23 protein-coding genes are annotated in these 24,690 nt (G+C 57.7%); 15 read left to right on the forward strand and 8 right to left on the reverse strand.

Annotation, left to right across the window (positions count from 1 at the left end; translation table 11 throughout):
* Positions 1-10: 10 nt before the first annotated feature.
* Positions 11-934 carry a dihydrodipicolinate synthase family protein gene (locus ACQY4Z_RS17090; RefSeq protein WP_428523229.1) on the forward strand — a complete coding sequence of 308 codons (924 nt, stop codon included), beginning with the start codon at positions 11-13 and terminating at the stop codon, positions 932-934.
* Entirely contained in the window at positions 934-1,707 is a 774-nt protein-coding gene (locus ACQY4Z_RS17095; RefSeq protein ID WP_428523231.1) for an SDR family oxidoreductase, read from the forward strand. Before ACQY4Z_RS17090 ends, ACQY4Z_RS17095 begins: the two co-directional genes overlap by 1 nt.
* 162 nt (positions 1,708-1,869) lie before the next feature.
* Here the strand turns inward: ACQY4Z_RS17095 and ACQY4Z_RS17100 are convergent, their stop codons facing one another.
* The gene (locus ACQY4Z_RS17100; RefSeq protein ID WP_428523233.1) at positions 1,870-2,832 is read right to left on the reverse strand and encodes a MurR/RpiR family transcriptional regulator; all 963 of its coding nucleotides are present in this window, start codon (positions 2,830-2,832) and stop codon (positions 1,870-1,872) included.
* 158 nt (positions 2,833-2,990) lie between these two features.
* On the opposite strand from ACQY4Z_RS17100, the gene ACQY4Z_RS17105 reads away from it, so the two are divergent.
* The 7 genes from ACQY4Z_RS17105 (at position 2,991) to ACQY4Z_RS17135 (ending at position 9,801) form a co-directional block, all read left to right on the forward strand.
* Positions 2,991-3,518, forward strand: coding sequence for a TRAP transporter small permease (locus ACQY4Z_RS17105; RefSeq protein WP_428523235.1), 528 nt, complete (start codon positions 2,991-2,993; stop codon positions 3,516-3,518).
* Positions 3,515-4,798: a TRAP transporter large permease gene (locus tag ACQY4Z_RS17110; RefSeq protein ID WP_422021630.1), complete on the forward strand. Its 1,284-nt coding sequence runs from the start codon at positions 3,515-3,517 to the stop codon at positions 4,796-4,798. Before ACQY4Z_RS17105 ends, ACQY4Z_RS17110 begins: the two co-directional genes overlap by 4 nt.
* A 29-nt stretch (positions 4,799-4,827) precedes the next feature.
* Complete coding sequence (locus ACQY4Z_RS17115) at positions 4,828-5,868, forward strand: DctP family TRAP transporter solute-binding subunit (protein WP_428523238.1); 1,041 nt, start codon at positions 4,828-4,830, stop codon at positions 5,866-5,868.
* Positions 5,869-5,958: 90 nt separating this feature from the next.
* Positions 5,959-7,425: a M81 family metallopeptidase gene (locus tag ACQY4Z_RS17120; RefSeq protein ID WP_428523240.1), complete on the forward strand. Its 1,467-nt coding sequence runs from the start codon at positions 5,959-5,961 to the stop codon at positions 7,423-7,425.
* Positions 7,422-8,477, forward strand: coding sequence for a D-TA family PLP-dependent enzyme (locus tag ACQY4Z_RS17125; RefSeq protein ID WP_428523242.1), 1,056 nt, complete (start codon positions 7,422-7,424; stop codon positions 8,475-8,477). Before ACQY4Z_RS17120 ends, ACQY4Z_RS17125 begins: the two co-directional genes overlap by 4 nt.
* A 3-nt stretch (positions 8,478-8,480) precedes the next feature.
* The gene (locus ACQY4Z_RS17130; protein WP_428523244.1) at positions 8,481-9,371 is read left to right on the forward strand and encodes a sugar kinase; all 891 of its coding nucleotides are present in this window, start codon (positions 8,481-8,483) and stop codon (positions 9,369-9,371) included.
* Between the two features lie 22 nt (positions 9,372-9,393).
* Positions 9,394-9,801 carry a RidA family protein gene (locus ACQY4Z_RS17135; protein WP_409693685.1) on the forward strand — a complete coding sequence of 136 codons (408 nt, stop codon included), beginning with the start codon at positions 9,394-9,396 and terminating at the stop codon, positions 9,799-9,801.
* A 97-nt stretch (positions 9,802-9,898) separates the two neighbouring features.
* On the opposite strand, the gene ACQY4Z_RS17140 is transcribed toward ACQY4Z_RS17135, so the two are convergent.
* From ACQY4Z_RS17140 to ACQY4Z_RS17165, 6 genes are read right to left on the reverse strand one after another with little or no spacing between them, the layout of a single operon-like run.
* Positions 9,899-10,276 (reverse strand): carboxymuconolactone decarboxylase family protein, encoded by a 378-nt coding sequence (locus ACQY4Z_RS17140; protein WP_055670597.1) that lies wholly within the window; start codon positions 10,274-10,276, stop codon positions 9,899-9,901.
* On the reverse strand, positions 10,276-11,727 hold the full coding sequence (locus tag ACQY4Z_RS17145) for an aldehyde dehydrogenase family protein (protein ID WP_428523247.1): 1,452 nt from the start codon (positions 11,725-11,727) through the stop codon (positions 10,276-10,278). Before ACQY4Z_RS17145 ends, ACQY4Z_RS17140 begins: the two co-directional genes overlap by 1 nt.
* Positions 11,724-12,467 (reverse strand): hypothetical protein, encoded by a 744-nt coding sequence (locus tag ACQY4Z_RS17150; protein WP_428523249.1) that lies wholly within the window; start codon positions 12,465-12,467, stop codon positions 11,724-11,726. The genes ACQY4Z_RS17145 and ACQY4Z_RS17150 overlap by 4 nt, the downstream gene beginning before the upstream one ends.
* Positions 12,460-13,314 (reverse strand): hypothetical protein, encoded by an 855-nt coding sequence (locus ACQY4Z_RS17155; RefSeq protein WP_428523251.1) that lies wholly within the window; start codon positions 13,312-13,314, stop codon positions 12,460-12,462. Before ACQY4Z_RS17155 ends, ACQY4Z_RS17150 begins: the two co-directional genes overlap by 8 nt.
* Positions 13,311-14,393 (reverse strand): aromatic ring-hydroxylating oxygenase subunit alpha, encoded by a 1,083-nt coding sequence (locus ACQY4Z_RS17160; RefSeq protein WP_428523253.1) that lies wholly within the window; start codon positions 14,391-14,393, stop codon positions 13,311-13,313. The genes ACQY4Z_RS17155 and ACQY4Z_RS17160 overlap by 4 nt, the downstream gene beginning before the upstream one ends.
* Positions 14,390-15,298: a MurR/RpiR family transcriptional regulator gene (locus ACQY4Z_RS17165; RefSeq protein ID WP_428523255.1), complete on the reverse strand. Its 909-nt coding sequence runs from the start codon at positions 15,296-15,298 to the stop codon at positions 14,390-14,392. Before ACQY4Z_RS17165 ends, ACQY4Z_RS17160 begins: the two co-directional genes overlap by 4 nt.
* A gap of 76 nt (positions 15,299-15,374) precedes the next feature.
* Here ACQY4Z_RS17165 and ACQY4Z_RS17170 point away from each other — a divergent pair, with 76 nt between their 5' ends.
* From ACQY4Z_RS17170 to ACQY4Z_RS17195, 6 genes are read left to right on the forward strand one after another with little or no spacing between them, the layout of a single operon-like run.
* Positions 15,375-17,852 carry an FAD-dependent oxidoreductase gene (locus ACQY4Z_RS17170; RefSeq protein WP_428523257.1) on the forward strand — a complete coding sequence of 826 codons (2,478 nt, stop codon included), beginning with the start codon at positions 15,375-15,377 and terminating at the stop codon, positions 17,850-17,852.
* Positions 17,849-18,943 (forward strand): alcohol dehydrogenase family protein, encoded by a 1,095-nt coding sequence (locus ACQY4Z_RS17175; RefSeq protein ID WP_428523259.1) that lies wholly within the window; start codon positions 17,849-17,851, stop codon positions 18,941-18,943. The genes ACQY4Z_RS17170 and ACQY4Z_RS17175 overlap by 4 nt, the downstream gene beginning before the upstream one ends.
* The gene (locus ACQY4Z_RS17180) at positions 18,940-20,052 is read left to right on the forward strand and encodes a mandelate racemase/muconate lactonizing enzyme family protein (RefSeq protein ID WP_428523261.1); all 1,113 of its coding nucleotides are present in this window, start codon (positions 18,940-18,942) and stop codon (positions 20,050-20,052) included. The genes ACQY4Z_RS17175 and ACQY4Z_RS17180 overlap by 4 nt, the downstream gene beginning before the upstream one ends.
* The gene (locus tag ACQY4Z_RS17185; RefSeq protein WP_428523263.1) at positions 20,049-21,164 is read left to right on the forward strand and encodes a mandelate racemase/muconate lactonizing enzyme family protein; all 1,116 of its coding nucleotides are present in this window, start codon (positions 20,049-20,051) and stop codon (positions 21,162-21,164) included. The genes ACQY4Z_RS17180 and ACQY4Z_RS17185 overlap by 4 nt, the downstream gene beginning before the upstream one ends.
* Positions 21,161-22,285 carry a mandelate racemase/muconate lactonizing enzyme family protein gene (locus ACQY4Z_RS17190; RefSeq protein ID WP_428523265.1) on the forward strand — a complete coding sequence of 375 codons (1,125 nt, stop codon included), beginning with the start codon at positions 21,161-21,163 and terminating at the stop codon, positions 22,283-22,285. The genes ACQY4Z_RS17185 and ACQY4Z_RS17190 overlap by 4 nt, the downstream gene beginning before the upstream one ends.
* 22 nt (positions 22,286-22,307) lie before the next feature.
* A complete protein-coding gene (locus ACQY4Z_RS17195; RefSeq protein ID WP_428523267.1) occupies positions 22,308-23,579 on the forward strand; it encodes an aspartate aminotransferase family protein in 1,272 nt (423 codons plus the stop codon).
* 65 nt (positions 23,580-23,644) lie between these two features.
* On the opposite strand, the gene ACQY4Z_RS17200 is transcribed toward ACQY4Z_RS17195, so the two are convergent.
* Positions 23,645-24,649, reverse strand: coding sequence for a FecCD family ABC transporter permease (locus ACQY4Z_RS17200; protein ID WP_428529597.1), 1,005 nt, complete (start codon positions 24,647-24,649; stop codon positions 23,645-23,647).
* Positions 24,650-24,690 lie beyond the last annotated feature (41 nt).

Genomic DNA, 24,690 nt, shown 5'->3' on the forward strand with positions numbered 1-24,690 from the left:
AGAATCGGGTATGACCCGACTGACGGAAGAGGCGCAGGGCGTCTACGTGATCGCTGTGACGCCGTTCAACGATAATGGCGCTCTCGATATGGAGAGTGTCGACCGGATGGTGGATTTCTATCTGGAGGCCGGTGCGACCGGTTTAACGGCGCTGGGCATGATGGGAGAGGCTCCCAAGCTGACAACGGCGGAGTCGCTTGAGGTCGTTAAAAGGATCCTTGCCCGATTGAACGGGCGTATTCCCTTGGTCGTGGGCGTTTCAGCACCGGGGTTCGCTCAGATGGCGGAACTCAGCAAAGCGTCGATGGATGCTGGCGCAGGCGGGGTGATGATTGCACCGCCCGGCAACCTGAAGACCGATGCTCAGGTCGTCACTTATTACACACAGGCGGCTGAGTTCATTGGCGATGTGCCGTTTGTCTTGCAGGATTTCCCGTTGGCAACGGGGGTGCATATTCCGGTAAGCGCCATTGCCAGGATCGTTGAAGACGTCCCGACCTGTGTATGCCTCAAACATGAGGACTGGCCGGGCCTTGAAAAGATCTCTGCACTGCGGGCAGAGGGGGCGCTTGCCCGAAGAATCTCGATCCTGTGCGGCAATGGCGGTTTGTTCCTGCCGGAGGAAATGGACCGTGGAGCAGACGGTGCGATGACTGGTTTTTGTTACCCGGAAATGATGCGGGATGTTGTGCGTTATTCGAACGCTGGTGACGCTGCGCGGGCGCGCGACCTTTTCAACGCTTATTTGCCGCTGGCCCGCTACGAGCAGCAGCCGGGTCTCGGATTGGCTGTCCGGAAATATGTGCTTGCCAAACGGGGTGTGATCGGCAGTGCTGCCTTGCGGCGGCCAGGTGCCGGGCTCACCAAAGCGGCGCAGGCCGAAGTCGATGCGCTCTTGGCGCGTCAAGAAGAAAGACTGAAGGAACTAAACTGATGGATCTTGGGATCAAAGGAAAACGGGCGCTTGTTCTTGGTGCTAGCCGTGGTTTGGGGGCCGCCATTGCGAAGAGCCTGGCGGCAGAAGGCGCCGATGTGATCGCCGCGGCCCGGAATGCGGATGCGATCACAGAGTGGGCAAAGACGACAGATGGCTCTGTCACGGCTCAAAAGCTGGACGTGTCGAATGCCGCTGAAGTCGATGCGGTACTGGACAGCCTGCTGGAAGCTGGAAACATAGATATTCTGGTGAATAATGCGGGTGGCCCACCTCCGGGACGCAGCACGGATCCGGCGCGTGCCGACTGGATGGCACATTTCGAGACCATGGTCGCCAACCTGATCCATATTGCCAACCGTTGTCTGCCGGGCATGGAAGAAGCCGGCTGGGGCCGGATCGTGACAATCTCCTCGTCCGGTGTTGAGCAGCCCATCCCGAACCTGGCCCTGTCCAATGGCCTTCGGTCGGCGCTTGTCGGCTGGTCCAAGACACTGTCCACCGAAGTCGCGTCGAAAGGGATCACCGTCAATATCGCAATGCCCGGGCGCATTCATACGACCCGTGTCGATGAATTGGATGCAGCGGCGGCCAAACGCCTTGGCAAGAGCGTCGAGGACGTTGCAACACAGTCGGCAGCCGCCATACCGGCAGGGCGTTATGGCCGGCCGGATGAATTTGCGGATGTCGTCACCTTCCTCTGTTCAGAGCGTGCGTCCTATGTGACGGGCAGCAAGATCCGGATTGACGGCGGCAGCATTCGCGGGATTTAGAACGTTTGGTTATTGGTTGATATCTTAGTTGCCCGCGGCTGATTGGGAGCGCATTTAGGTACGCGTTCCCAATGTCAGCTGCGGGGACGAAAACTTCAGCTCCAGTTGCGGCTTGCTGAAGACACCTTGCAGATCTCCAGAAGCGAAACGCCAGACCGTGCCTTAGTCACCCAGTGGCTGTGGTCCGGTGCGGCCGTGATAGGCGGTGAGGGAGGCGCGGATGCGGCGGAGGTTTTCTTTCGTCGTGTCCGCAGATTCCTGCGCCACTGCGGTCGCCAATGCATCGATCACCACCAGATGTACATATCGTGAGGCTGTCGGTTTAAAGATCGCCCGGTCTTCGGGGACGTCGATCAGGACCGGAACTTTGGCTGCGGCTGCAAGCCTGGTTCCCGGTTTTGTGATGCAAATCGTGGTCGCGCCATAACCATTTGCAATTTCCGCAGCGCCTACGATTGCATCTGCTTCACCGCTGGCCGAGACCAGAAAGAGCGTATCTCCGGGCCCGAGCGTTGCGGCCCGCATCTGGAGCAGATAGCTGTCACTTACATGGAATGACGGTATACCAAGCCGGAAAAACCGGTTTGCCGCTTCTTGAGTGATCATGGACGAGCCGCCGCCGATACCGGCAAAGAGGATTTGCCGTGTATTCAGGATAACGTCCTTGGCTGCATCCAGCATGTCCGTCTCGACTTGCTTCCGAAGAGTGTCGACCGAGGCATAAAGCGCGCCGATCACCTGATCGATGGCCGTGTTGGTGTCTGGAACGTCGGGTATTGTGTTCGCGCTCATGTATTGTGCGCTCACAGCCAGGTTCTGCACCAGGCGCAGCTTGAAGTCCCGGAAACCTGAACATCCCAAACTGCGGCAGAACCGGATAACCGTCGGTTTGCTGACCTCACAGTGATCGGCCAAATCACCGATTGTCATGTTGCTGATCGCATCAAGGTGGTTCTTGACATAGGTCGCGACCCTTTGCTCCTGCGCAGCAAAGTTCCCATCCAGATTGTTCAGTGCGGACAGCACGTCAAAAACACCCGGTCCGCCTTTTTGAGGTGGCCGCATGGGAGTGCCTGCCGCATCAGGTGTTTCAGTTTCAAATGTAACTTCAGGGTCATTTGCCATGAAACTAAGTTACATATCTCTGTCTAAACAATCAAGAAACTCCGAATAATCAAGCGAAACGAAACTAAATTTGTAACTAAATTTCATACTGGCGTTGATCTTAAGGTCGTTTGATGTCATAAACGTAACTGAGTTACAGGCCGCATTCTGGGAGGAAGATGTTGGTTCAGGATTGGGCAGCCATAACAAGCGAGCGGGTGAACAAGGTCGTCGAGTTCGTTGTTGCGGGCTTAATGCTCGCCCTTGTGCTCGATGTCTGGCTTGGCGTCGTCGACCGCTACTACTTCCGTTGGCAGTTGCCCTGGCCGGAAACGCTGGCACGCTATCTGATGATATGGGCAGCCATGCTCGCTGTGTCCTCCGGTATCGCCCGGCGCGATCATATTGGGCTCACGGCCTTTGTCATGATCTTTCCGGTTTCCGTCAGGCGAATATTGCTGATCGCGGTTGATCTGCTGTCGCTGGCGCTCTTCCTCTATGTCGCCTGGTATGGAATTGCTTTTGCCCAAAGCGGTGCGCCTCGGCACGCCATGATCTTCGGCATGAGTCTGGCGCCCTTCTATGCGGCGATTCCCGTCTCCGCGGCGCTGTGTTCGGTTCAGCTTGTTCTCGTGCTGTTGCGGGACCTCGGTGGTTACCTCGACAAACCCGTCTTCTCCGAACCTGTAGTGGAGGACGGCCAATGATCGTCGCCATCTCATTTGTCGTTCTGATCCTTTTTGGCATGCCGATCGGATTTGCCATCGGTCTTGCCGGTGTCATCGGTCTGATCGATATGGGCGGCGGCTCGTTCCTAGCGATAGGACCGAGCAAAATCTTCAACGGACTGAACATCTTTCCGTTCCTTGCCATGCCGTTTTTCATTCTGGCCGGTGAGATCATGAACGGGACGGGCATAACAACCCGTTTGGTGAAACTCGCTCAGGTCCTGGTTGGTCGCTTTCGCGGTGGTCTTGCCCACACGAACATGCTGGCATCCGTCTTCTTTGCCGGTCTGACCGGATCTGCAACCGCTGATGCTGCAGCGTTCGGGCGGACACTGGTTCCGGCCATGGTCAAGGAAGGCTACAAGCGGGACTACGCCTGCGCTGTCACAGCCGCCGGCTCGATCATTGGCCCAACCATTCCGCCATCCGGTCTGATGGTGGTCTATGGTTCCCTTATGGGGGTCTCGATCGCGGGGCTGTTTGCGGCTGGCATCCTTCCGGGCCTCGTGATCTGCGCCGTATGCATGGGCGTCATCGTAGTCGGGGGCAAGCGGGAAAACCTGCCGCAAGCCTTGCGCGGGGCCAGCCTCAAGGAAGTCTGGCAGACATTCGTCTCCTCCCTGACGGCACTTGCCATGCCGGTTATCATCCTTGGCGGAATTCTTGGCGGTATCGTTACGCCGACAGAGGCAGCTTCCATTGCCGTTGCCTATGCGCTCTTCATTGGCGCTGTCGTCTACCGCACGCTGACCTTCAAGAACTTCTATTCCATGCTGGTCCGCACTGCACGGATCACCGGGGTCATCTTCGTCATCATTGCCTTTGCCAGCGTGCTGGGCTGGTGGATGAGCTTTGAACGTATTCCGCAGCTCATGGCGGAGACGGTCCTGAGCCTTTCCGACAACCGGTATGCCGTCATCGCCATCATCATCGGCCTTTTGCTGGTTGTCGGCATGGTCATGGATATCACCGCAATCCTGATCATCCTTGCGCCAGTGCTTGTGCCTTTGACCGAGCAGGTTGGTCTTGAGCCGATCCACGCCGGAATCATCTTCGTCCTTGCGCTGAACATTTCGCTGATGACGCCGCCTGTCGGGGCCTGTCTGTTTGTTCTTTCCTCCGTGACCGGAGAACGCCTGGAACGCATCTCGGTGAAGTTGATGCCGTTCCTGATCGCCGAGGTCGCCATTCTCTTCATCTTCGCTTTCTGGGAGGACGCCGCCCTGCTCCTGCCCAGACTCCTTGGCTTTGCCAGCTAACCAAAACAAACACCAGAGAGGGTAATCACATGAAACGGACTGCACTATCTGCGGCGCTTGCCGCCACCTTGATCGCCAGCACCGCCTATGCGGACGGAGGCGTCATTCGCTTCGGTCACGACAACAAGACCGACCCGTTTGAAAATCCGGCTCATGCTTGCACTGCCGTCTTTGACAACCTCGTCACCTCCGGCACCAACGGCAGTGTTTCTGTCGAAGTCTTCGGCTCCAACCAGCTTGGTTCAGCGGCAGAACATGTTCAGCAGGTGCGTGATGGCCTGCTTCAGGCGACGCTGACGTCTACCGGCGCGCTTGCAAGCTATTATCCGCGCATTGATGTTCTGAACCTGCCGTTCGCCTTCAACGGAAATGCCGCCACCTATGAAGTCTTCGATGGAGATTTCGGTAAGGCGCTTGCCGCAGACATTGAGGCTGAACTTGGTGATGTTGTTGTGCTCGGGTTCCCGGACACGGGCGGGTTCTTTGCCGTCACGAACTCGCAGCGCGAGATTGCCAACCTGGCCGACTTTGACGGTATTCGCATTCGCACGATGACCCTTCCGTCTCACCAAACGATCGTGAAAGCCCTTGGAGCAGAAGCTTATCCGCTCTCTTGGGGCGAGGTTTATTCTGGCCTGCAAACCGGCGTGATTGATGGTCAGATGAACCCGGTTCCGATCATTTCCTTTGCCAATTTCGCAGAGGTCCAGGAATATCTGACGCTGACCAATCACCTGTTCTCACCGTACACGTTATTGATGAACCGTGCCTTCTACGAGGGCCTGTCCGACAGCGAAAAAGCCACCGTGCACACTGCAGCCGAGAACTGTGTTGCAGCCAGCCGGGGTCTTTCTCGCATCATTGAAGCTTCCGACCGCGGTCTTGCAGGGCTCGCCGATGACATCAAGGTCACCGCGCTCAGCGATGACCAGCGGGCGGAGATGGCAGCAGCCACTCAACCTGCCTTCGAAACGCATGTTGCGGAAAACCTCGACCCGAAGGCCAACGAACTTCTGGTGAAGTTCCGCGATGCAGTCAACAAAGCAAACGAAGCCTCCTATCTGAACTGATCGGCACGGCCGGATGGCCGTCTGAAGAACTTGCCGGAGGCCGCCAAATGGTCTCCGGCATATAACAATAACCCGGACAGGACCCAATCCATGCGGATCTTCTGTGCATCGCTCGCCACAGAGACAAATACGTTTTCGCCCCTGCGAACGGATTTTTCTGACTTCAAGCAGAGTTTTTATGCAGCTCCCGGCGCTCATCCGGAAACGCCAACTCTGTGCAGCGGTGTTTTTCCAGCGCTTCGCAGGGCATCTCAGGACCTTGATTTCGACCTTATCGAGGGGACTGCTACCTGGGCGGAGCCTGGGGGGCTTTTGAACGCCGGGACTTGGGTCTACTTGCGTGACGAGATCCTGGAACAGGTTCGTGAGGCCTTGCCGTTGGATGCCGTCGTTCTGGGTTTACATGGCGCGATGATCGCCGACGGCTGTACCGATTGCGAAGGCGCCCTTCTGGAAGCGGTTCGGGATATCGTCGGACCAGAGACGGTCATTGGCGTTACCTTTGATCCGCACAGTCACCTCAGTCAGAAGCGGGTCGACAATGCGGACATCATCACGGTTTTCAAGGAGTTTCCGCATACGGATTTTGCTGAAACGGGCGAAGCATGCGTTACGCTGGTCTTGCGGGCCTTGAGGGGCGAAATCAAACCGGTCGTATCCGCCTATGATGTGCGCATGATCGATATCCTGCCGACCAGTCAGGCTCCAATGCGCGGTTTTGTCGACCGCATGAAAGCGTTGGAAGAAGATGGAACCGTCCTTTCCGTGTCGGCCATTCATGGGTTCATGGCCGGAGATTCTCCGGACCTCGGAGCCAAGATCGTTGTTGTGACCGACAATGACCGGCCCAAGGGAAATGAGATCGCGGCACGTTTGGGCGAGGAACTCTTTTCCTTCCGGGGGCAGACGAAACCTCAGTTTTTGACAGCATCGGATGCCTTGGCCAAGGCTGCCAGAGCGGACAAGGGCCCGGTGGTCGTTGCGGATGTCTGGGACAATCCAGGTGGCGGTGTAGCCGGGGATTCCACCTTGATACTGCGGGAAGCCATAACCCAGGATCTCAAATCTGCAGCGTTTGGAACCATTTGGGACCCCATGGCGGTGCGGCTCTGTCATGCGGCCGGGGAGGGGGCGCGTCTCAACCTGCGCTTCGGCGGTAAGACGTCCTCGACCGCTGGCTATCCGGTCGACGCGACCGTGACCGTTCTGAAAAATCAGCGGGAGGCGGTGCAAAGCTTCGGCACATCGATTGTTCCGCTGGGCGACTGTTCTGTTATCCGGCTTGGCGGCATCGATGTGGTGCTGAACTCCAATCGCAGCCAGGCATTTTCGCCCGACCTCTTTACCAATCTCGGCATCGACATCTCGGCCAAAAAAGTTCTGGTGGTGAAGTCGACCAACCACTTCTACGGTGCATTTTCAAAGATTGCGGCGGAGGTACTTTATGCCTCTGTTGACGGTCCTTACCCCAATGACCCGAAAACGACGCCCTATACCCGTTTGACGCGCCCGCTGTGGCCGATCGTCTCCAACCCGTTCGAAATGGCCCTTGCATGAGTTTTGAAGATATCCAAACGCCGGCAGTACTCGTTGATCTCGACATCGCCGAGGCAAACATCGACGCTTATCAGGCCTATTGTATGAAACATGGTCTTGCCTTGCGCCCGCATATCAAGACCCACAAACTGCCGTTTCTGGCAAAGCGTCAGCTTGACGCCGGAGCAATTGGTATCACCTGCCAAAAGATCAGCGAAGCTGAAGCGATGATCACGGACGGTGGCATCGATGATGTCCTGATCACCTTCAATGTCCTTGGGGCGGAGAAGCTGGAACGGCTCAAGGCGCTGGCCGGGAAGGTCCGCTTGAGTGTCGTTGCGGATAACACCTCAACCGTGAAGGGTTTGTCGGACGCTTTTTCTGACACCGCCAGCCGGCTCACCGTGCTGGTTGAATGCGACACCGGCGCGGAGCGGTGCGGTGTCACCAGTCCGGAAGCGGCGCGAGACCTGGCGCAAATCATAAACCAGAGCCCCGGCCTCACCTTCGGCGGGCTGATGACCTATCCGCCAGCTGGTAGGGAAGCAGAGGTGCAGGACTGGCTCACCAAAGCCCGGGACATGATCGTGGCTGATGGTCTGGAGGTCGCTGTGATCTCGAACGGTGGATCACCTGGAATGTGGCAGGCGGAAGAAGTACCGGTTGCGACCGAATACCGGATCGGCACATACGTCTACAATGACCGCTCCTTGGTGAGCCGGGGTGTTTGTGACTGGGGCGACTGCGCTTTGACGGTACTTACAACGGTTGTCTCTGTGCCAGCTCCAGACCGGGCCGTCATTGATGCCGGTACCAAGGTCCTGACCTCGGATCTCCTCGGACTGAACGGTCATGGCCTCGTTCTCGGCCGCCCGGACATAACCGTTGATGCCTTGTCGGAAGAGCACGGCGTGCTGCGCGCCGAAACCATTGGCCTTGAGGTGGGTGACCGGATCCGGATCGTGCCCAATCACGTCTGCGTGGTCAGCAATATGGTTGATGAAGTCCAGCTTATCCGGGGTGAACAAGCGTTAGGGCCGTCGCCCGTATCTGCCCGTGGCAAGGTGGTCTGATCCATGGTCGACATACTGTGTATCGGGGAACCGCTCTATGAGCTCAACGAGCAGCCCGACGGCTCTTTCTTGCCCGGTTGCGGTGGCGACGTCTCCAATGTTTGTATCGCAGCGGCACGCCAGCAGGCTTATGTCGGATTGATCGCCAATATCGGCGCAGACACCTTTGGCGAAAATCTTCAGGAAACGTGGCAACGAGAAGGCGTGTCCACAAAGTACGTGACGTCAAAGCCGGGTGAGGATACCGGGATTTATTTTGTCCAGCATGATGCGAGCGGGCACAAGTTTCTCTATCGCCGCAAGGGCTCGGCTGCGTCCCGGATGACCCGGAAGGATATCCCTCAATCAGCCATCGCGGACGCATCGCTGGTTTATGCCTCAGGTATCAGCCTGGCTGTATCAGGTGAATTGCGGGACGCCACACGCCACGCGATTGAAGTCGCTGTCGCAAACGGCCGGACAGTGGCCTTTGATCCGAATTTAAGGACCACGCTCTGGTCGCTGGACGAAGCCCGCGCGGTGACGCATGAGGTCATGAAACACTGCGATATCGCCTTGCCGGGCCTTGAAGATGCCCGTGCGCTGACCGGGCACACAAGCCCGGAAGAGATCGTCCGGTTCTACCACACTCTTGGAGCGCGCGTTGTTGCCTTGACGCTCGGTGCCGATGGTGTTGCCGTCTCTTGCGGGGACGGAGTTAAGACGATCCCGGGTGAAGCCGTGGAGACGGTAGACGCGACCGGTGCCGGAGACTGTTTCAACGGTGTCTTCATGGCCGCGTGGCTGCGCTCTGGCAATGCAGTCGAAGCTGCGGCCACTGCCAATCGTGCCGCCGCGCGTTCGACCACTGCCTACGGCGCGATTACCGCGCCCCATATGACCCTCTCCTCTTAAAAACCAAAAAGGATGCTTGAACATGAGCCAAGCCACGATCGAACGATTCGGCGGCGGTAAAACCGGTGCCGGCGGACAACCTCTTCCCTTTGCAACAGCCGTACGCGCTGGGGACTTTGTTTTCATTTCCGGCCAGGTCGCCATGAAGGAAAATGGCGAGATCGAACCGGGCGGCGTGGAAAGCCAAACCAAACGCACAATGGAAAACGTCATCGCAGCGCTCGCCCTTGCGGACTGCACGCTCGATGACGTTGTGAAGGTCGGCGTCTGGCTGGACGATACACGGGACTTCTGGACCTTCAACAAGGTGTACGCCAGCTATTTCCCGAATGGTGGTCCTGCCCGCTCAACGGTGCGTTCCCAGCTAATGGTCGATGCAAAGGTCGAGATCGATGCGGTGGCGTACAAACCCCTCCCAAAAGCGGACTGATTTAAGAGTGGAGACCGGGACAATCAGGTCCCGGTCTCTCATAAGAATTAAAGATCGCGAGAAAACGCAGGTCTTCAAACGCGTTTATGCGGCGTTCTCAGAGATCCGCTTCTTCCAACACCTTCTTGGCCACCCGGAAGCACTCCAGGGCCTGAGGTACGCCACAATAGATGCCGATCACGTGGATGATGGCGCGGATCTCCTCCTTGGAAACGCCATTTGTAACGGCACCGCGGCAATGGGTTTCCCATTCGGTCATCTTGCCGAGCGCCCCGATCATGGCGAGGTTCATCATGGAACGGGTCTTGGCGTCGATCACATCATCGCCCCAGCCAAAGCCCCAGCACCATGCCGTCATTGCTTCCTGAAACGGCCGCGTAAAGTCATCGGCGGCGGCAAGGTTCTTCTCCACATACTCCGCGCCGAGGGTTGCCTTGCGTTGAGCAAGTCCTTTTTCAAACAGATCCTGGTCCATCAGCCTATCCTGATTGCAATGTTTTTGGTCTGAACGTAATTGAGCAGAGCCTCACGGCCCTTTTCCCGGCCATAGCCGGATTTACCAAAGCCGCCGAACGGCGTTTCGACCCCGCCAGCGTACCATTCATTGACGAACACCTGACCTGCCCGGAGTTGCCGGGAGGCGCGCATGGCTCGGTCGACATTGGCGGTGAAGACCCCAGCCACCAGGCCGTAGGGTGTGCCGTTGGCGATCTCGAGCGCTTCACGTTCATCGCGTGCCTTTAGAACCGACAGCACCGGACCGAAAACTTCATCGCTCGCAATTGTCATATCAGGGGCGACGCCGGTCAAAACTGTTGGTTCGAGAAAGTAACCTGGGCGGTTCATGCGGCGGCCGCCGGTCGCAACCCGGGCTCCTTCGCGTTCAGCTTGAGAGACCATGCCTGCCGCCCGCTGGCATTGGCCTTCAGAGATCATCGGGCCCATGTTATTGCCAAATTCCGGAAACTCGAGACCCGCACCGACCTTGAGGCCTTCCGCCATACCGACAATGCCGTCCACCAGCTTGTCATGGATGGCTTCATGGGCGATGACGCGGGACATGGCCGAACACACTTGGCCTGCGTTGAAGTAGATGCCCCAGCGTACATCCGAAAGGAACGCGTCGAGATCGGCGTCATCGTAGACGATCGCAGCCGATTTCCCTCCAAGTTCAAGTACACAGGGCACGACGTTCCGGGCCGCTGACGTTGCGATTGCCGAGCCTGTAGCAACAGACCCGGTAAAGACGATCTGATTGACGTCGGGATGGGCGGACAAAGCTGCTCCTGCCTCCTTGCCAAGACCGCAGAGGATGTTCAATACGCCTGCCGGCAGGCCGCAGGCGCGGGCCGCATCCGCGAAGTATTTATTCGTGAGCGGGTCAAGTTCCGGCGTCTTGACAACGACAGCACATCCCACCGCAAGCGCGGCCGAGACCGAGCGAGCCGTCATCTCCATCGGATAGTTCCACGGAATGATCTGGGCGGAAACGGCAAAAGGCTCGTGGACGGTAAAGTCGAAATACCCGCCGCCCAAAGGGATCGACCGGCCTTCCATAGTTTCGGCTTGGTTGCCGTAGTATTCGAAATACCGGGCTGCGCCCTCGATTTCGAGCTTCGCTTCCCAGAGTGGCTTTCCTGCTTCCCGGGTCAGGATTGGGGCGATTTCATCGATGCGATCCAGAAGGTAATCACCCATTTTGCGGACAATCCGGCCCCGCTCTACAGGGCGAAGATCCATCCACGTGCGGCTATCGCTGACCCGTTTGGCAGCCTTGACCGCGCGGTCTACATCAGCGGCATCCGCCAGCGCCTGCTCGGCAAGTTTCTCTCCGGTGCCCGGATCGAGCACGTCGAGACGTCCTCCGCCACCGTCCACAAACGCGCCGTCGATGAAATTTTGCCAGTAAGCTGGTACTTGGGTCACGAGGGTATAATCCTGTTGGCATAGAGCCGATCGTAATGCGGCTTCATACGTTTGTGGACGTGCTGGACCCTTGCAGGAGCGTCTGCAATGTCCACGTATTTCCGCTTTTGGGGTGTCAGGCCCGTGGACCGCTTCAGGTTTTCATGAAACGACCCGCCATCCCACCAGCTGTATTGTCCGGTGTCGGCACCAGGCTCCCAAGACAACGCTTCCTTTATGAACGGAATGCCGACGGCTTCACAAAAGGCTTCGATCGTTTTCTCCGGCGTTTCAAGCAAGTCATTGCTGTCAATCACCGGCGGAGGTGTGCCGTTCAAGGCCGTGAGCAGATCGTAGAGGGCCCGTTGTTCTGGAAACCCGACTTCGGCGGCATCGAAATCCGGCCACTTGTCATACATCGAGGTGATGGTGAGGGCTGGATCGCGGATCAGGAAGGCATGGGTGAAGTTGGAAAGAAACTCTGCATCCCACATATGGTTCACATAATGGGGGAAGTCCTTGATGAATACCGGGCCTTTGGCAGCGCGCTGTTGAATGTCCTGCCAAACACTTTGCAGAGTAAGCCCCGCCGTTGTCTTGTTGCCAGGTGTCCACCTCGGCCAAAACGGGTCTTCTCCCTGATACCAGGCCTCGCCAAAGGGTTCGTGGAGACACTCCAGATCTCCTCTTTGGCGCATCATCCATTCAAAGGCAGTGGAGGTCGAGCGTGGCACAGCCCATAGCGCGATAATCTTATGCATTCAGAGACCTCAAGAGTTGCCCGTTCTCGCCAGCCGGAGCCAGCCCCAGCGATTTGAAAATCCGCCAGTAAAGTGCCGTGTCATGCGCGATCACCGGTTTGCCGAGGCGGTCTTCAAGCATACTTGTGAGGTGCAGCATCCGTTGCGGTTGCTGGTTGGGACCTGTGCGGAAATTGACCATCCCGTTGGCAAGGTAGGCATCTGCCTGCGGGGCCTTTTTGGCAACGTAATCGAAGCTTTTTGCTGCAAGATCACCTTCAAAGATCCAGCGTTGTTTGTTGATGTCGTCCTGAGTGGAAAACCAGCCCTGGTCCACGAAATTGCCTGCCCAAAGCACATCGAACCCGGCTTCTTTCAAGAACCCGACCGTGCCCTGCCACCACTTTGGCCAGTGATAGACTGCGTTCAAGGCCACCTTTTCAACGTTCATGGCACGCAAGGCTTCAACCATCGCATAGCCAGCCATGTGAAACGCGAGACCATGTCTATCGCTCATCTTTTTGCAGAAGTCTGAGATACCCTCAACGCCCAGGCCGGAGGCGTGCACCCAGTTGGAACCCACCTGACCGCACACGTCCGCACCATTGTTTGCCATCAGCGCGGCAAATTCCTCCAGCATCGCAAAGTTCTGCTTTCGCTGGTCGAGTTGGTGCCCGTAGTCGGGCGCATGGAGCATCCATCCGTGTACTCCAACTGAGGGGGGCGCGATGCGCAAGAAATCTGATGGGGCAGCATCCCAGTCACGAGGTGGACAGGTAAACCCGACCTGATGCGGAAACAGCTTCTGATCAGCCGTCCAGACGTCCGGCATGTGCCAGGAAGCCTTGGGCGCTGGTTCGCTCGTCATGCTTCGCGCATCCAGCTTTGCAGCGCCTGTACCGAATGTTCAGAATGCACTCCGCAGGCTGGGTCCAGCACCAGCGGACCGGGCTTGTATCCGCGGCTTCTCAGTCCGCGCTGTACCGATTCCACCAGGTAGATGTCTTCTTCGACCGTGGTTGAGCGGTCCTGCACGGCAAGACGGCGCACCACTTCACTGTCGACACCGTCGATGGTGTACCAGCCGCGCCAGACAACGACGTGATCCACATCGACCGCGCGCCAATGATAAGTGTTCAGGATGTTGCCCGGGTAGACCTGGAACGAGAACAACGGCCACAAGAACCAGGAGGAATAGTCTCCTGCATGCTCGTTGGAATCGAGATCAATCTCATAGGTCATGCGCTCCAGATTTTGACATTCTGTTGTGTGGCGCAGGCAATACCCTTGCGGCTGGATGTCATAGGTTTCTGGCTTGATGACACCGGTCGCGAAAGTCGGGTGGTTGATGGGGCAGTGATAACACTCGGAATAGTTTTCGACCGAGACTTTCCAATTGCAGTTTTCTTCAATTTCCACCCATTCGAGCGGCTGCAGCCGGTCGATATGCGGAACAAAGGATCTCAGCTCTTCCCGGACATTTGGAAACCACTCGTCCATGGGCCTGGCATTGGGATCCAGGTTTACAAACAGGAAGCCGCAGAAATCTTCAATTTGGACGGTGCTCAGGCAAATCTGGTTGCGGTCGAACCCCGGGACGGACTTGACATTTGGTCCGGATCGCAGACCGCCCGTGAGTTCATAAGTCCAGCTGTGATAAGGGCACACCAACAGCTTGGTGTTGCCTTCGCCTTGAACCAGCTGATGGGCCCTGTGCTGACAAACGTTGAAATAGGCGCGCAGCACACCCTCGCGATCCTTCAGGCAGACAATACTTTCACCTGCGATGTCGATCGTGAAATAATCGCCTGGTTTTTGCAGCAAAGACGCATGTCCTGCAAATTGCCACGTTCGTGCCAGCAGGCCGTCCTTCTCCCGCTCAAAGTGAGCAGGGTCAGTGTAGTACCGCGCTTCGAGCGAATGGATCAGCTGGCTGTGAACGTTCATGAGCGGTCCTTCCATTCTTCCTGATAGAGCCCCATGGCATGGCGGCGGGTGTGGAACTTCTCAATGTTTGCAACGACATCGGGTGGTGCGTCGGCAATGACAAAGGCAAGCAGCGTTTCCAACAACGCGATCGTTGACACGGACGAGGGAAAAAACTGCGGGGTTTCGGCGTCGATGATGAAGGCGTGATCGCTGCCGACCACGATGGGAGAAGCCGGGCTGTCAGAGATTGCGATGATTGTCAGGCCCTGTTCGCGGGCAACCTCAACGGCTTCAATCACGTCGGTCCGATACGGTTTGCAGGTCATTGCGAGCAACACATCGCGTTTGTCTGCCCGGGCCAAGTCGTCGGTTGCGACGGACCCCATGCGCGGGATCGTCCAGATCGTGTCAACGGCCATGTCTGCAAGGTAGGTGAAGTTGCGGGCGTTGGAGTTGTTGACGCCAACGCCGAGCACATAGGTGTGCCGCGCATTCACGATCGCATCGGCGGCCGCTTTCATGGCATTCGCATCGGTTGCCGCAAAAGTGTTCTCGATGTTCGAGATTGCACAGGCCGCCATTTCGGCAAAGAGCTCACCCAATTGGCCGCCTTTGGATAGGGACTGCAGCCAACGCGCCCTGTCCGGAAAATCTGTACCTCTGCTGCGGATCGCTTCGCGGAACGGCTGCCGGAAGTCCTCATAGCCTTCAAAACCTACAGACCGTGCCATGCGCACAAATGTGTTGGGTTTTACCCCGGCAGCATCTGCGATCTCGCGGATTGAGCTGACGCCGACATCATTCGGATTTTCAAGCACATAGCTTGCCGCCTTGCGCAGCTCTGGGGTCAATACCTCAAGCTCGGCAGCCAGGTCGTCCAGCACCGTCTGCGGTGCCTTCAAATCAGATTTTGGTACATTCATATCATTCATGATTGACGAGAGTACATTTGTACAATTACGCTGTCCATCGAAAAATCACGGTCCATGGAGATGTGACGTGTCAGAACTTGGAGCTACGAAACTGCCGTCTTCGGCACGTGTTGTCATTGTTGGCGGCGGTATTATGGGATGCGGGCTTGCCTACCATCTGGCGCATGAGGGATGGTCGGATGTTGTGCTTTTGGAAAAAGCAGAATTGACATCCGGGTCGACCTGGCACGCGGCCGGCCAGATCACGCATTCCACTTCCAGCTTCGGCCTTGGAAAATGTGTCGGCTACAACATTGATCTTTATTCCGGGCAGCTGGAAGAAGAGACAGGCCAATCCGTAACCTGGCATGGTTGCGGGTCTTTCCGTCTCGCCTATACGGAAGACGAAATGGATTGGCTGCGCCACACTATGAGCGTTGGCCGGGCGCTTCAGTTTCCGATGGAACTTGTGGGGCCGGACCGGATCCGGGAGTTGCATCCCTACTATAATCTCGACGGCGTTCTCGGCGCGCTCCACACGCCGGATGACGGGCACGCGGATCCGTCCGGTGTGACCCAGGCGCTGGCAATCGGTGCGCGGAAGTTGGGTGTGAAGATCATTCGCCGCTGCCGGGCGAAGGACATCAAGCAGCTGCCGACGGGCGAGTGGAAGGTGTTTACCGAGCTTGGCGACATCACCTGCGAACATGTGGTGAATGCAGGTGGCACCTATGCGCGCCAGATGGGCGAATGGAGTGGCCTGCAATTGCCGATGACCTCCATGACCCACCACTACATCGTCACCGACACGGTTCCGGAGTTCCTGGAGTTAGATAAAGAACTTCCAGTCATTCGCGACGACAAGCTGGTCTCCGGCTATATCCGCATGGAGCAGAAGTCCGGCCTGATCGGAATTTACGAGAAGGAAAACCCGAACACGGTCTGGGAGGATCATTGCCCCTGGGAAGCGGAAAACGAGCTGTTTGACGCCGACTACGATCGGATCATGCCCTGGCTGGAAAACGCCATGGACCGGATGCCGATTTTTGCAGAGCTCGGTATCAAGCGCGAAGTCCACGGCGCAATTTCACACCCGCCGGACGGCAATCCGCTGATTGGCCCAGCTCCCGGCGTCAAGAATTACTGGTGCTGCTGTGGCACCCAGATCGGCATCGGTTGGGGCCCGGGTCTGACACGCGAACTGGCCAGATGGATGGTGCATGGCGCCGCCGACATTTCCATGCGCGAGTTTGATCCACGCCGGTTCGGCGACTATGCCGACAAGGACTGGCAGGTGATCAAGGCCAAGGAAGACTATTGCCTGCGCCACGAAATTCCGTTCCCGCACTTCAACCGCCTGGAAGGCCGGCCGATCAAACCCAGCCCGCTTTATGAGCGTTTGAAAGACAAGGGTGCGGTTTACGAAGAAGTCTATGGTCATGAACGGCCGCGCTGGTTCGCAAAGGACGGTCTGGAGCAGCGCGATTATTATTCCTTCAACCGGCCTGAGTGGCATGGCGTCGTGGCGAAGGAAATGAAGGCAGTGCGGGACACTGCCGGCATCATGGATATCTCGGCTTTCACCAAAATCGAAGTGTCCGGTCCGGACGCAGAAGCCTATCTCGATCGTCTGGCTGCCAACAAGCTTCCCAAAAAGGTTGGCGGCATCGCCTTGACCCATATGCTCAACCGGCGTGGCCGGATTGAGCTGGAGCTGACCGTGGTGCGGCTTGGCCCGGACCGGTTCTATCTCGTCTGCGCGGCGTTCTTCGAGCAGCGTCTGCTTGATCACTTGGCCCAACATCTTGACGGTGAAACGGTAACGGTCCGAAACCTCTCGACCGACTGGGGGGCGATGGCGCTGAACGGGCCGCGGGCCCGCGATATTCTGGCTCCCAATACCCCGGCCGCTCTGGACAATGCGTCGTTCCGGTGGTTGACGGCACAGGAAATCGAAGTGGCAGGCCGCAAACTGTGGGCATTCCGCATGTCCTATGCAGGCGAGCTTGGTTGGGAATTCCACGTTCCCCGGGAAGACATGCTGGCGGTGTACGACGCACTTTGGGCGACCGGGGAAAGTCTGGGTCTCGTGGACTACGGGTCCTTTGCGATGAATGCCCTGCGGCTCGAAAAAGGCTTCAAAGGCGCTGGTGAACTGACAAACGAAGTCACTTTGCCGGAAGCGGATGTGATGCGCTTCGTCAAACTGGACAAGGGTGACTTCCTCGGTCGTGAAGAAACCGCAAAGAGCGCGGAAAGCGCACTTCCCTGGGTCTGTGTTTATCTTGAAGTGGAGCCGGATGGCGTTGCTGATGGCCATGGCGGAGAAGCTGTACTAATGGACGGGAAGGTCGTCGGGGCAACAAGCTCGATTGCCTACGGTCATTCAGTCGGCAAGATCCTGGCTTTTGCCTACGTCAAACCGGAGGCTGCGAACGCGGGGACCGAGTTGGAAGTCGTCGTCATGAATGGGTCGCGATCAGCGCGGGTTCTTGATGTCCCAGCGTACGATCCGGATAGCATTTTACCGCGCACAGACGCACCGGTCGGGGTGGCCGCGGAATGAGCATTCCCGCCACAATGAAAGCGATGGTTCTTGAGGGACATGGTGGCCTGGACAAGATCGTCTGGCACGAACACTGGCCGACACCCGAACCGGGCGCCGGGCAAGTCCTCATCAAGGTCGGAGCTTGCGGCCTCAACAACACCGACGTGAACACCCGCTCCGGCTGGTATTCGAAGACGGTTTCCGAGGCGACCACAGGCGGGGCCTATCAGGAGGTTGCCGAGGAAGACCCGACGTGGGGCGGGAGGCCTATTACCTTCCCACGTATCCAGGGTGCCGATACGGTTGGCACGGTTGTCGCGTTGGGAGATGGAGTTTCTGAAGACCTCTTGAACAAGCGCGTCATGGTCGACTGCTGGCTGCGGGACTGGTCCGATCCGGACAACATGGACAAGACCGGCTATTTCGGCTCCGAGTGCAATGGCGGGTTTGCCGAATATACGGTTGTCGACGCGCGGAATGTCGGAACCATCGACAGCACACTATCTGATGCAGAACTGGCAACATTTTCCTGTTCGTACACAACCGCGGAAGGGATGCTCAGCCGCGCCAATGTCAATGCAGACGATACGGTTCTTGTGACTGGCGCGTCGGGCGGTGTCGGGTCGGCTCTCGTCCAACTTGCCAAACGCCGGGGCGCGACTGTTATTGCTCTGGCGTCGCCCGCCAAACATGCAGACGTGAAGGCGCTCGGCGCGGATCACGTTCTTGAACGGGCACCGGCAGACCTTAAAGCCGTCTTGAAATCAGCAATGGGTAAAGACACGGTCTCGGTCGTCGCGGACATCGTCGGAGGATCCTACTGGGGCACTTTGATCGATGTTCTGAAACGCGGTGGTCGGTATACGTGCTCCGGCGCAATCGCGGGTCCGATCGTGGAACTCGATCTGAGAACCTTCTACCTGCGCGACCTGACATTTACCGGCTCGACCGTTATTGCTCCCCATATTTTCTCGGACGTTGTCGGGTACATTGAACGCGATGAAATCAGGCCGGCTTTGGCCGCGACCTACCCACTCAAAGATTTTCACGCGGCACAAACCGCGTTCATTGAGAAGAAGCACACGGGCAACATTGTGGTGACCCCATGAAGATCACCCGCATCCGTGTATACAAGACAGATCTTCCCTATGTCGATGGCGCATACGGCTGGGGAGCGGGCAATGCCATTACGGTGGCAAAGGCCTCGGTTGTCGTGATTGATACGGATGCGGGTGTGCAAGGCTGCGGCGAGTTCACGCCTTGCGGCGAGAACTACATGGTCGCCCATTCTGAAGGGGTTGAAGCGCTCGCGCGGTTGGTCGCGCCGGTTCTGATCGGAGAAGATCCGAGGCAGGTGGCCCGGATCGAGCAGATCCTCGATCATACCATTCAAGGCCACGGTTATGCCAAGGCCCCTTTCGACGCCGCCTGCTGGGATATCTTTGGAAAGTCTCTGGAAGTGCCGGTTTGGCTTCTTCTCGGCGGAAAACTCACGGACGGCGCGCCCATGTACCGTGTCGCGCCGCATAGAGGAACCGAAGAGACGATCGCCGAGCTGGACCGGCATCGGGCTGCAGGATACCGGCAATTCCAGATCAAGGTCGGTGCGGACTGGTCCAGCGACATAGACCGCATCCGCGCAACCGTTCCGCTTCTGAAACCCGGCGAAAAAGCGATGGCCGATGCCAATCAGGGCTGGCGCGTCGACAATGCGCTCCGGGTGGCCCGTGCAACACGGGATCTCGACTTCATCTTCGAACAGCCCTGCAGGACTTATGAGGAGTGCCTTCAGGTGCGCCGGCGGATCGATCTGCCAATGAAGCTCGACGAATGCGTGACCGGCATGCGAGCCGCACAACGGATTGTTGCCGATCAGGGTGCGGATCTGGTGTGCCTGAAAATATCGAATCTTGGAGGCTTGTCGAAGGCTCGGCGGGTTCGGGACTTTTTCCTCGACAACCGGATCCCGGTCGTTGCCGAAGACACATGGGGCGGCGAAATCGCAACCGCAACGCTTGCCCATTTTGCAGCGTCCACTCCAGAGGATTATCTGCAAAACACAACAGACCTTTGCAATTACAATACCCGCTCGACAGGAACACCTGCCCCAAAGACGGGGGGTGGAAAGCTCTTTGCCTCTGACACACCGGGGCTCGGGGTTGCTCCGGATTTTACCTCTCTTGGAGAACCTGTGGCCACCTATGGAGAGGCCGCATGAAGATCACAAAGATCTCGGTCTGGCAGATCGATCTGCCGCTCTCCAAACCCTACTGGCTTTCCGGTGGGCGGCTGAAATTCGAGAGGCTCGACAGCACCTTCGTGCGCATTGAAACCGACGAAGGTTTCACCGGCTGGGGGGAAGGGTGCCCGTGGGGTCATACTTACCTGCCGGCCCATGGTTCGGGTTTGCGCGCAGCTCTTAAGCTCTTGGCACCTGCCTTGATCGGCAAGGACCCGCGGGCTCTGGAGTCCGTCAATCGCGCGATGGATCTGCAATTGCCCGGACACCCCTACGCAAAAGCACCTTTGGACATTGCCTGCTGGGACATCCTTGGCAAATCAAGCGGCTCCCCTCTTTGGCGGCTCTTTGGTGCGGAAAATCCAGCAGAGGTCGCGATCAATTCGTCAATTTCAACTGGTACGCCAGACGAAATGATCGCGGATATTCAGTCTGCCAGTGCCAAGGGCTACAAGACCCACTCAGCCAAGGCCGGTGGCAGCAATTTCAAGGCCGACATCGAACGCATTGAGGCAATCTCAGCGGCCTTAGCGCCGGACGAACAGGTGACCTTCGATGTGAACCGGGCCTGGACACCAGGTGTCGCTCTACAGGTGCTAAACTCGGTTGCAGCCCGCGACTGGATCGAGCAGCCGTGTGAAACGCTTGCGGAGTGTGCGCTTGTGGCCGCCAAAGTGCCTCAGCCGATCATGCTGGATGAGTGTCTGCATTCATTTGCAGATCATCTTGATGCCTGGAAGGCAGGCATCTGCCAGGGCGTCAAGGTCAAGCCGAACCGGGTCGGTGGACTGACCAAGGCGAAACAGATCCGGGATTTCGGCATCTCGGTCGGTTGGCAGATGCACATAGAAGACACGGGCGGAACCGCGTTCGCGGACACAGCCGCCTTGCATCTGGCGGCTGCAACGCCGGAGGCCAACAGACTGGCAAGCTGGCTGTGCCATGCGCATCTTGCTGTTGATCCAGTTCCCGGTCAGGGCGCGCGCAATGTCGAAGGCTCGGTTCATTTCGACCAGAGCCCTGGCATCGGTGTCGAACCTGATCCTGAAATTCTTGGCGACCCGATCGCGGTATATGGAGACGCCGCATGAGAAACGTACCCGATCTTGAAATCTCGAGTCTCTCCCTGTGGCGGGTTCCACTGACTAGCCACGAGACCTACTACATGGCATCCGGCAAGGCCTGTGCCACCGTGGACAGCATGGTTGTGCGCATCGAGACCAAACAAGGCGTCTCCGGTTGGGGCGAAGTCTGCCCGATTCCTCATTATTTGCCCGCCTATGCCAACGGTGTTGCTCCGGCCCTTGAAGAACTCGCGCCCGTTCTGATTGGGCGGAGCCCGATTGGCGCAGAGGCTGCGATGGCGGCCTGCAACAAGCACCTGATCGGTCATGTCTATGCAAAATCTGCCATCGACATTGCGCTATGGGATTTGACCGGAAAGGCCTGCGGGCTGCCGATCTACACCCTACTTGGCGGATTGCAGACAGATGAACTCCCGCTCTATCACTCCATCACCTGTATCGCGCCGGATGATATGGTTCGGATCGCAAAAGACGCGATTGCAGCCGGCATGACCCAGATCCAGGTCAAACTTGGCGCGGACGATGATTGGCAAGCAGACGTTGCCCGCTTGCGGCTAGTTCGCGAAGCAGTGGGTCCTGGCCCGATCGTCTATGGCGACTGGAATTGCGGTGCGACCCGGATGGACGCAACCCGTGTCGGGCGTGCCGTTGCCGACCTCGACATCATGCTGGAACAACCGTGCCAAACTCTAGAAGAGTGCGCTGCAGTCAGAGCAGCCACAGGTTTGCCGATGAAGCTCGATGAAAACGCCCATGACACCACCAGCCTTTTGAAGGCCTATGAACTTGGCTGCATGGATGCGGTGGCTCTGAAACTGTCCAAATTCGGTGGCATTACCGAACTCCGGAAGGCCCGGGATCTGTGTCTTTATGCCGGCGCGCGCATGTGTGTTGAGGATACCTGGGGTTCGGATATCGCAACAGCTGCAGCGCTTCATGTCGCGGCCGCGACACCGCGCCAGGGCATCATGAATGTCTGTGATTTGTCCGGATATGTTGCACCCAGAATTGATCCCGCTGCGCCATCGCGGACCGGTGGTTTCATTTCTCCTCCAAGTGGTCCGGGATTGGGTGTGTCACCCGATCCGGATGTGCTCGGAGATCCCATTCTCGACCTAGTGGCATAAGGCCAGCCTGGGAGGCGCCCCCATGAAAACGAATATCTCGCAATCCGATTGGAAAGACCGTGCAGGCGAAGTCCTGCCTGCGGCCGGGTTTGGAAATTTCGATCCGTCTTTGATCTTGCGCGAAGGCAAGGGCTCGCGGGTTTGGGACGAGGATGGCAAAGAGTACATCGACTATCTTATCGGGTCCGGCCCAATGATCCTGGGCCACGGCCATCCGGAAGTCCTGGACGCGGTGCAAGAACAGCTTGGCAAGGGCATGACGTTCTTCACCAACAATGCAGCCGGTATTGAACTTGCTGAAGTCTTGGTCGAGGCCATGGCCTGCGCCGAGCAGATCCGTTACGTGTCGACGGGCGGAGAAGCGGACATGTACGCCATGCGGCTTGCCCGCGCCTTTACGGGGAAAGACAAAATCCTCAAATTCGAGGGCGGTTACCACGGAATGTCCGGCGAAGCCTTGATGAGCCTTGCGCCCAAGACGCTCGTCAATTACCCGCAAGCTGTTCCAGATTCCGCCGGCATTCCGGAAAGTGTGCGCGACAAGATGCTGATTGCGCCGTTCAACGACGCAGATTTCGTGACGTCTCTGGTTGAGGAATATGCCGGCGAAATCGCCTGTATCATTGTGGAGCCTTTGCAACGGTTGATCCCGCCTGCACCGGGTTTCCTGCAGACCTTGCGGGATCTGGCAACCAAGCATGAAATCGTTCTGATCTTTGATGAAGTGGTGACCGGCTTCCGGTTCGCTTATGGCGGTGCGCAGGAGTACTACGGCGTCGTGCCGGACCTGTGCACGCTCGGCAAAATCATTGGCGGCGGTTTTCCGCTCGCCGCGATTGCGGGCAGATCTGAGATTATGGCCCATTTCGACAAGGCCGTTGTCGGCGACAAGAGTTTTACGTTTCAGATCGGAACACTAAGCGGCAACCCCGTTGCCAGTGTGGCGGGCTTGAAGACGCTGGAAGTCCTGCGCCGTCCGGGCGCCTACGAGGAGATTAAGAAAAACGGTGAGCGGTTGATGCAAAGTTACGCGACGCATCTTTCGACCGCAGGCGTTCCTCACCAGATCGTTGGCGAACCCATGTTGTTCGATGTCGTCTTTACCGAAGACCCGGTGCGCGACTACCGTGATACGCTGAAGAACAACGCGGCGCAGGCCAAGGCGTTCAACGCATCGCTGCGCCAAAGCGGGATCTTGAAACCCGACAGCAAGCTCTACGCACACCTGGCGCTTTCAGCTGAGGACTTACAGCAAACCGACGAAGCAATCGCCACCGCAGCAGGGCAACTGTAAATACCTGGGCACCGCATTCTGATGATTGCGCGGCCGAGATCGAATGTTAGAAAGAGCGGCGTTCCTTATGCCGCTCTTTTTCCCCGCAAGAGCCAAACAAAGAAGACGCCCCCGACCAGACCAGTGACAATGCCGATGGGCATGTCTTCCGGTGCCATGACGGTCCTGGCTGCAATGTCGGCCCAAAGAAGAAAGACCGCGCCAATCAGCGCGGAGCCCGGCAAAACACGGCGATAGTCGCCGCCGACAACCAGTCTGACAACATGCGGGACCATCAGGCCGACAAAGCCGATGATGCCGGAGAACGCAACCATCACGCCCGTGATTAAAGCTCCCACAACGAACACGATGAGACGGAAGCGGGCAACCGGAATACCTAGAGTGGAGGCTGTCTCGTCGCCAACCGTCATGGCATTCAGAGCTGCCGCCTGCGACATCAACCAGGTGCCGCATGCAAGCAGGATTATGAGCGGGTAGACAAGCTGGCTCCACTGGGCGAGTCCCAGACCTCCCAGCATCCAGAACACAACCGTGTGGGTTGCGCGAGGATCGCCTAGGAAAATCAACCCGTTTGCCGCTGCCATGACAATGAAGGACACGGCCACACCTGCGAGCACCAAACGGTCCGCGCTTGTCGCATCGGCAAAACGCGAAACACCCAGCACAACGGCGGTAGCTGCGAGAGCACCCAGAAATGCAAATAGCGGGACCGTCAATAAACCAATGAACAAACCGGTATGAAGCAGGGCCAGAATTGCGCCAAAAGCGCCGCCGGAAGAAATTCCCAAGAGGTGAGGGTCCGCCAACGGATTGCGGGTCACCGCCTGAAGACTTGCACCGACGATGGCCAGCCCCGCGCCCACCATCATGGCAAGCAGGGCTCTTGGAAAACGGATTTCCCAGACAATCGCTTCACGGCCTTGCGACCAAGTCTGTTCAATCATTCCAGGAGACAGTTTGTTGAGGAATACGCCCCAAACGGTTCCAAGTTCGATCTGAACAGCGCCTACCGAAACCGCGAAAGAGAGCGAGACAAGGAGCAGCACAAGCCCGCCAAGACCGGCAATCAGCTTGTTTCCAGACAATAGCGATTTTATTTGAACAGTCCTCG

The sequence above is a fragment of the Roseibium sp. genome (genome assembly GCF_965276855.1).
GTDB lineage: Bacteria > Pseudomonadota > Alphaproteobacteria > Rhizobiales > Stappiaceae > Roseibium.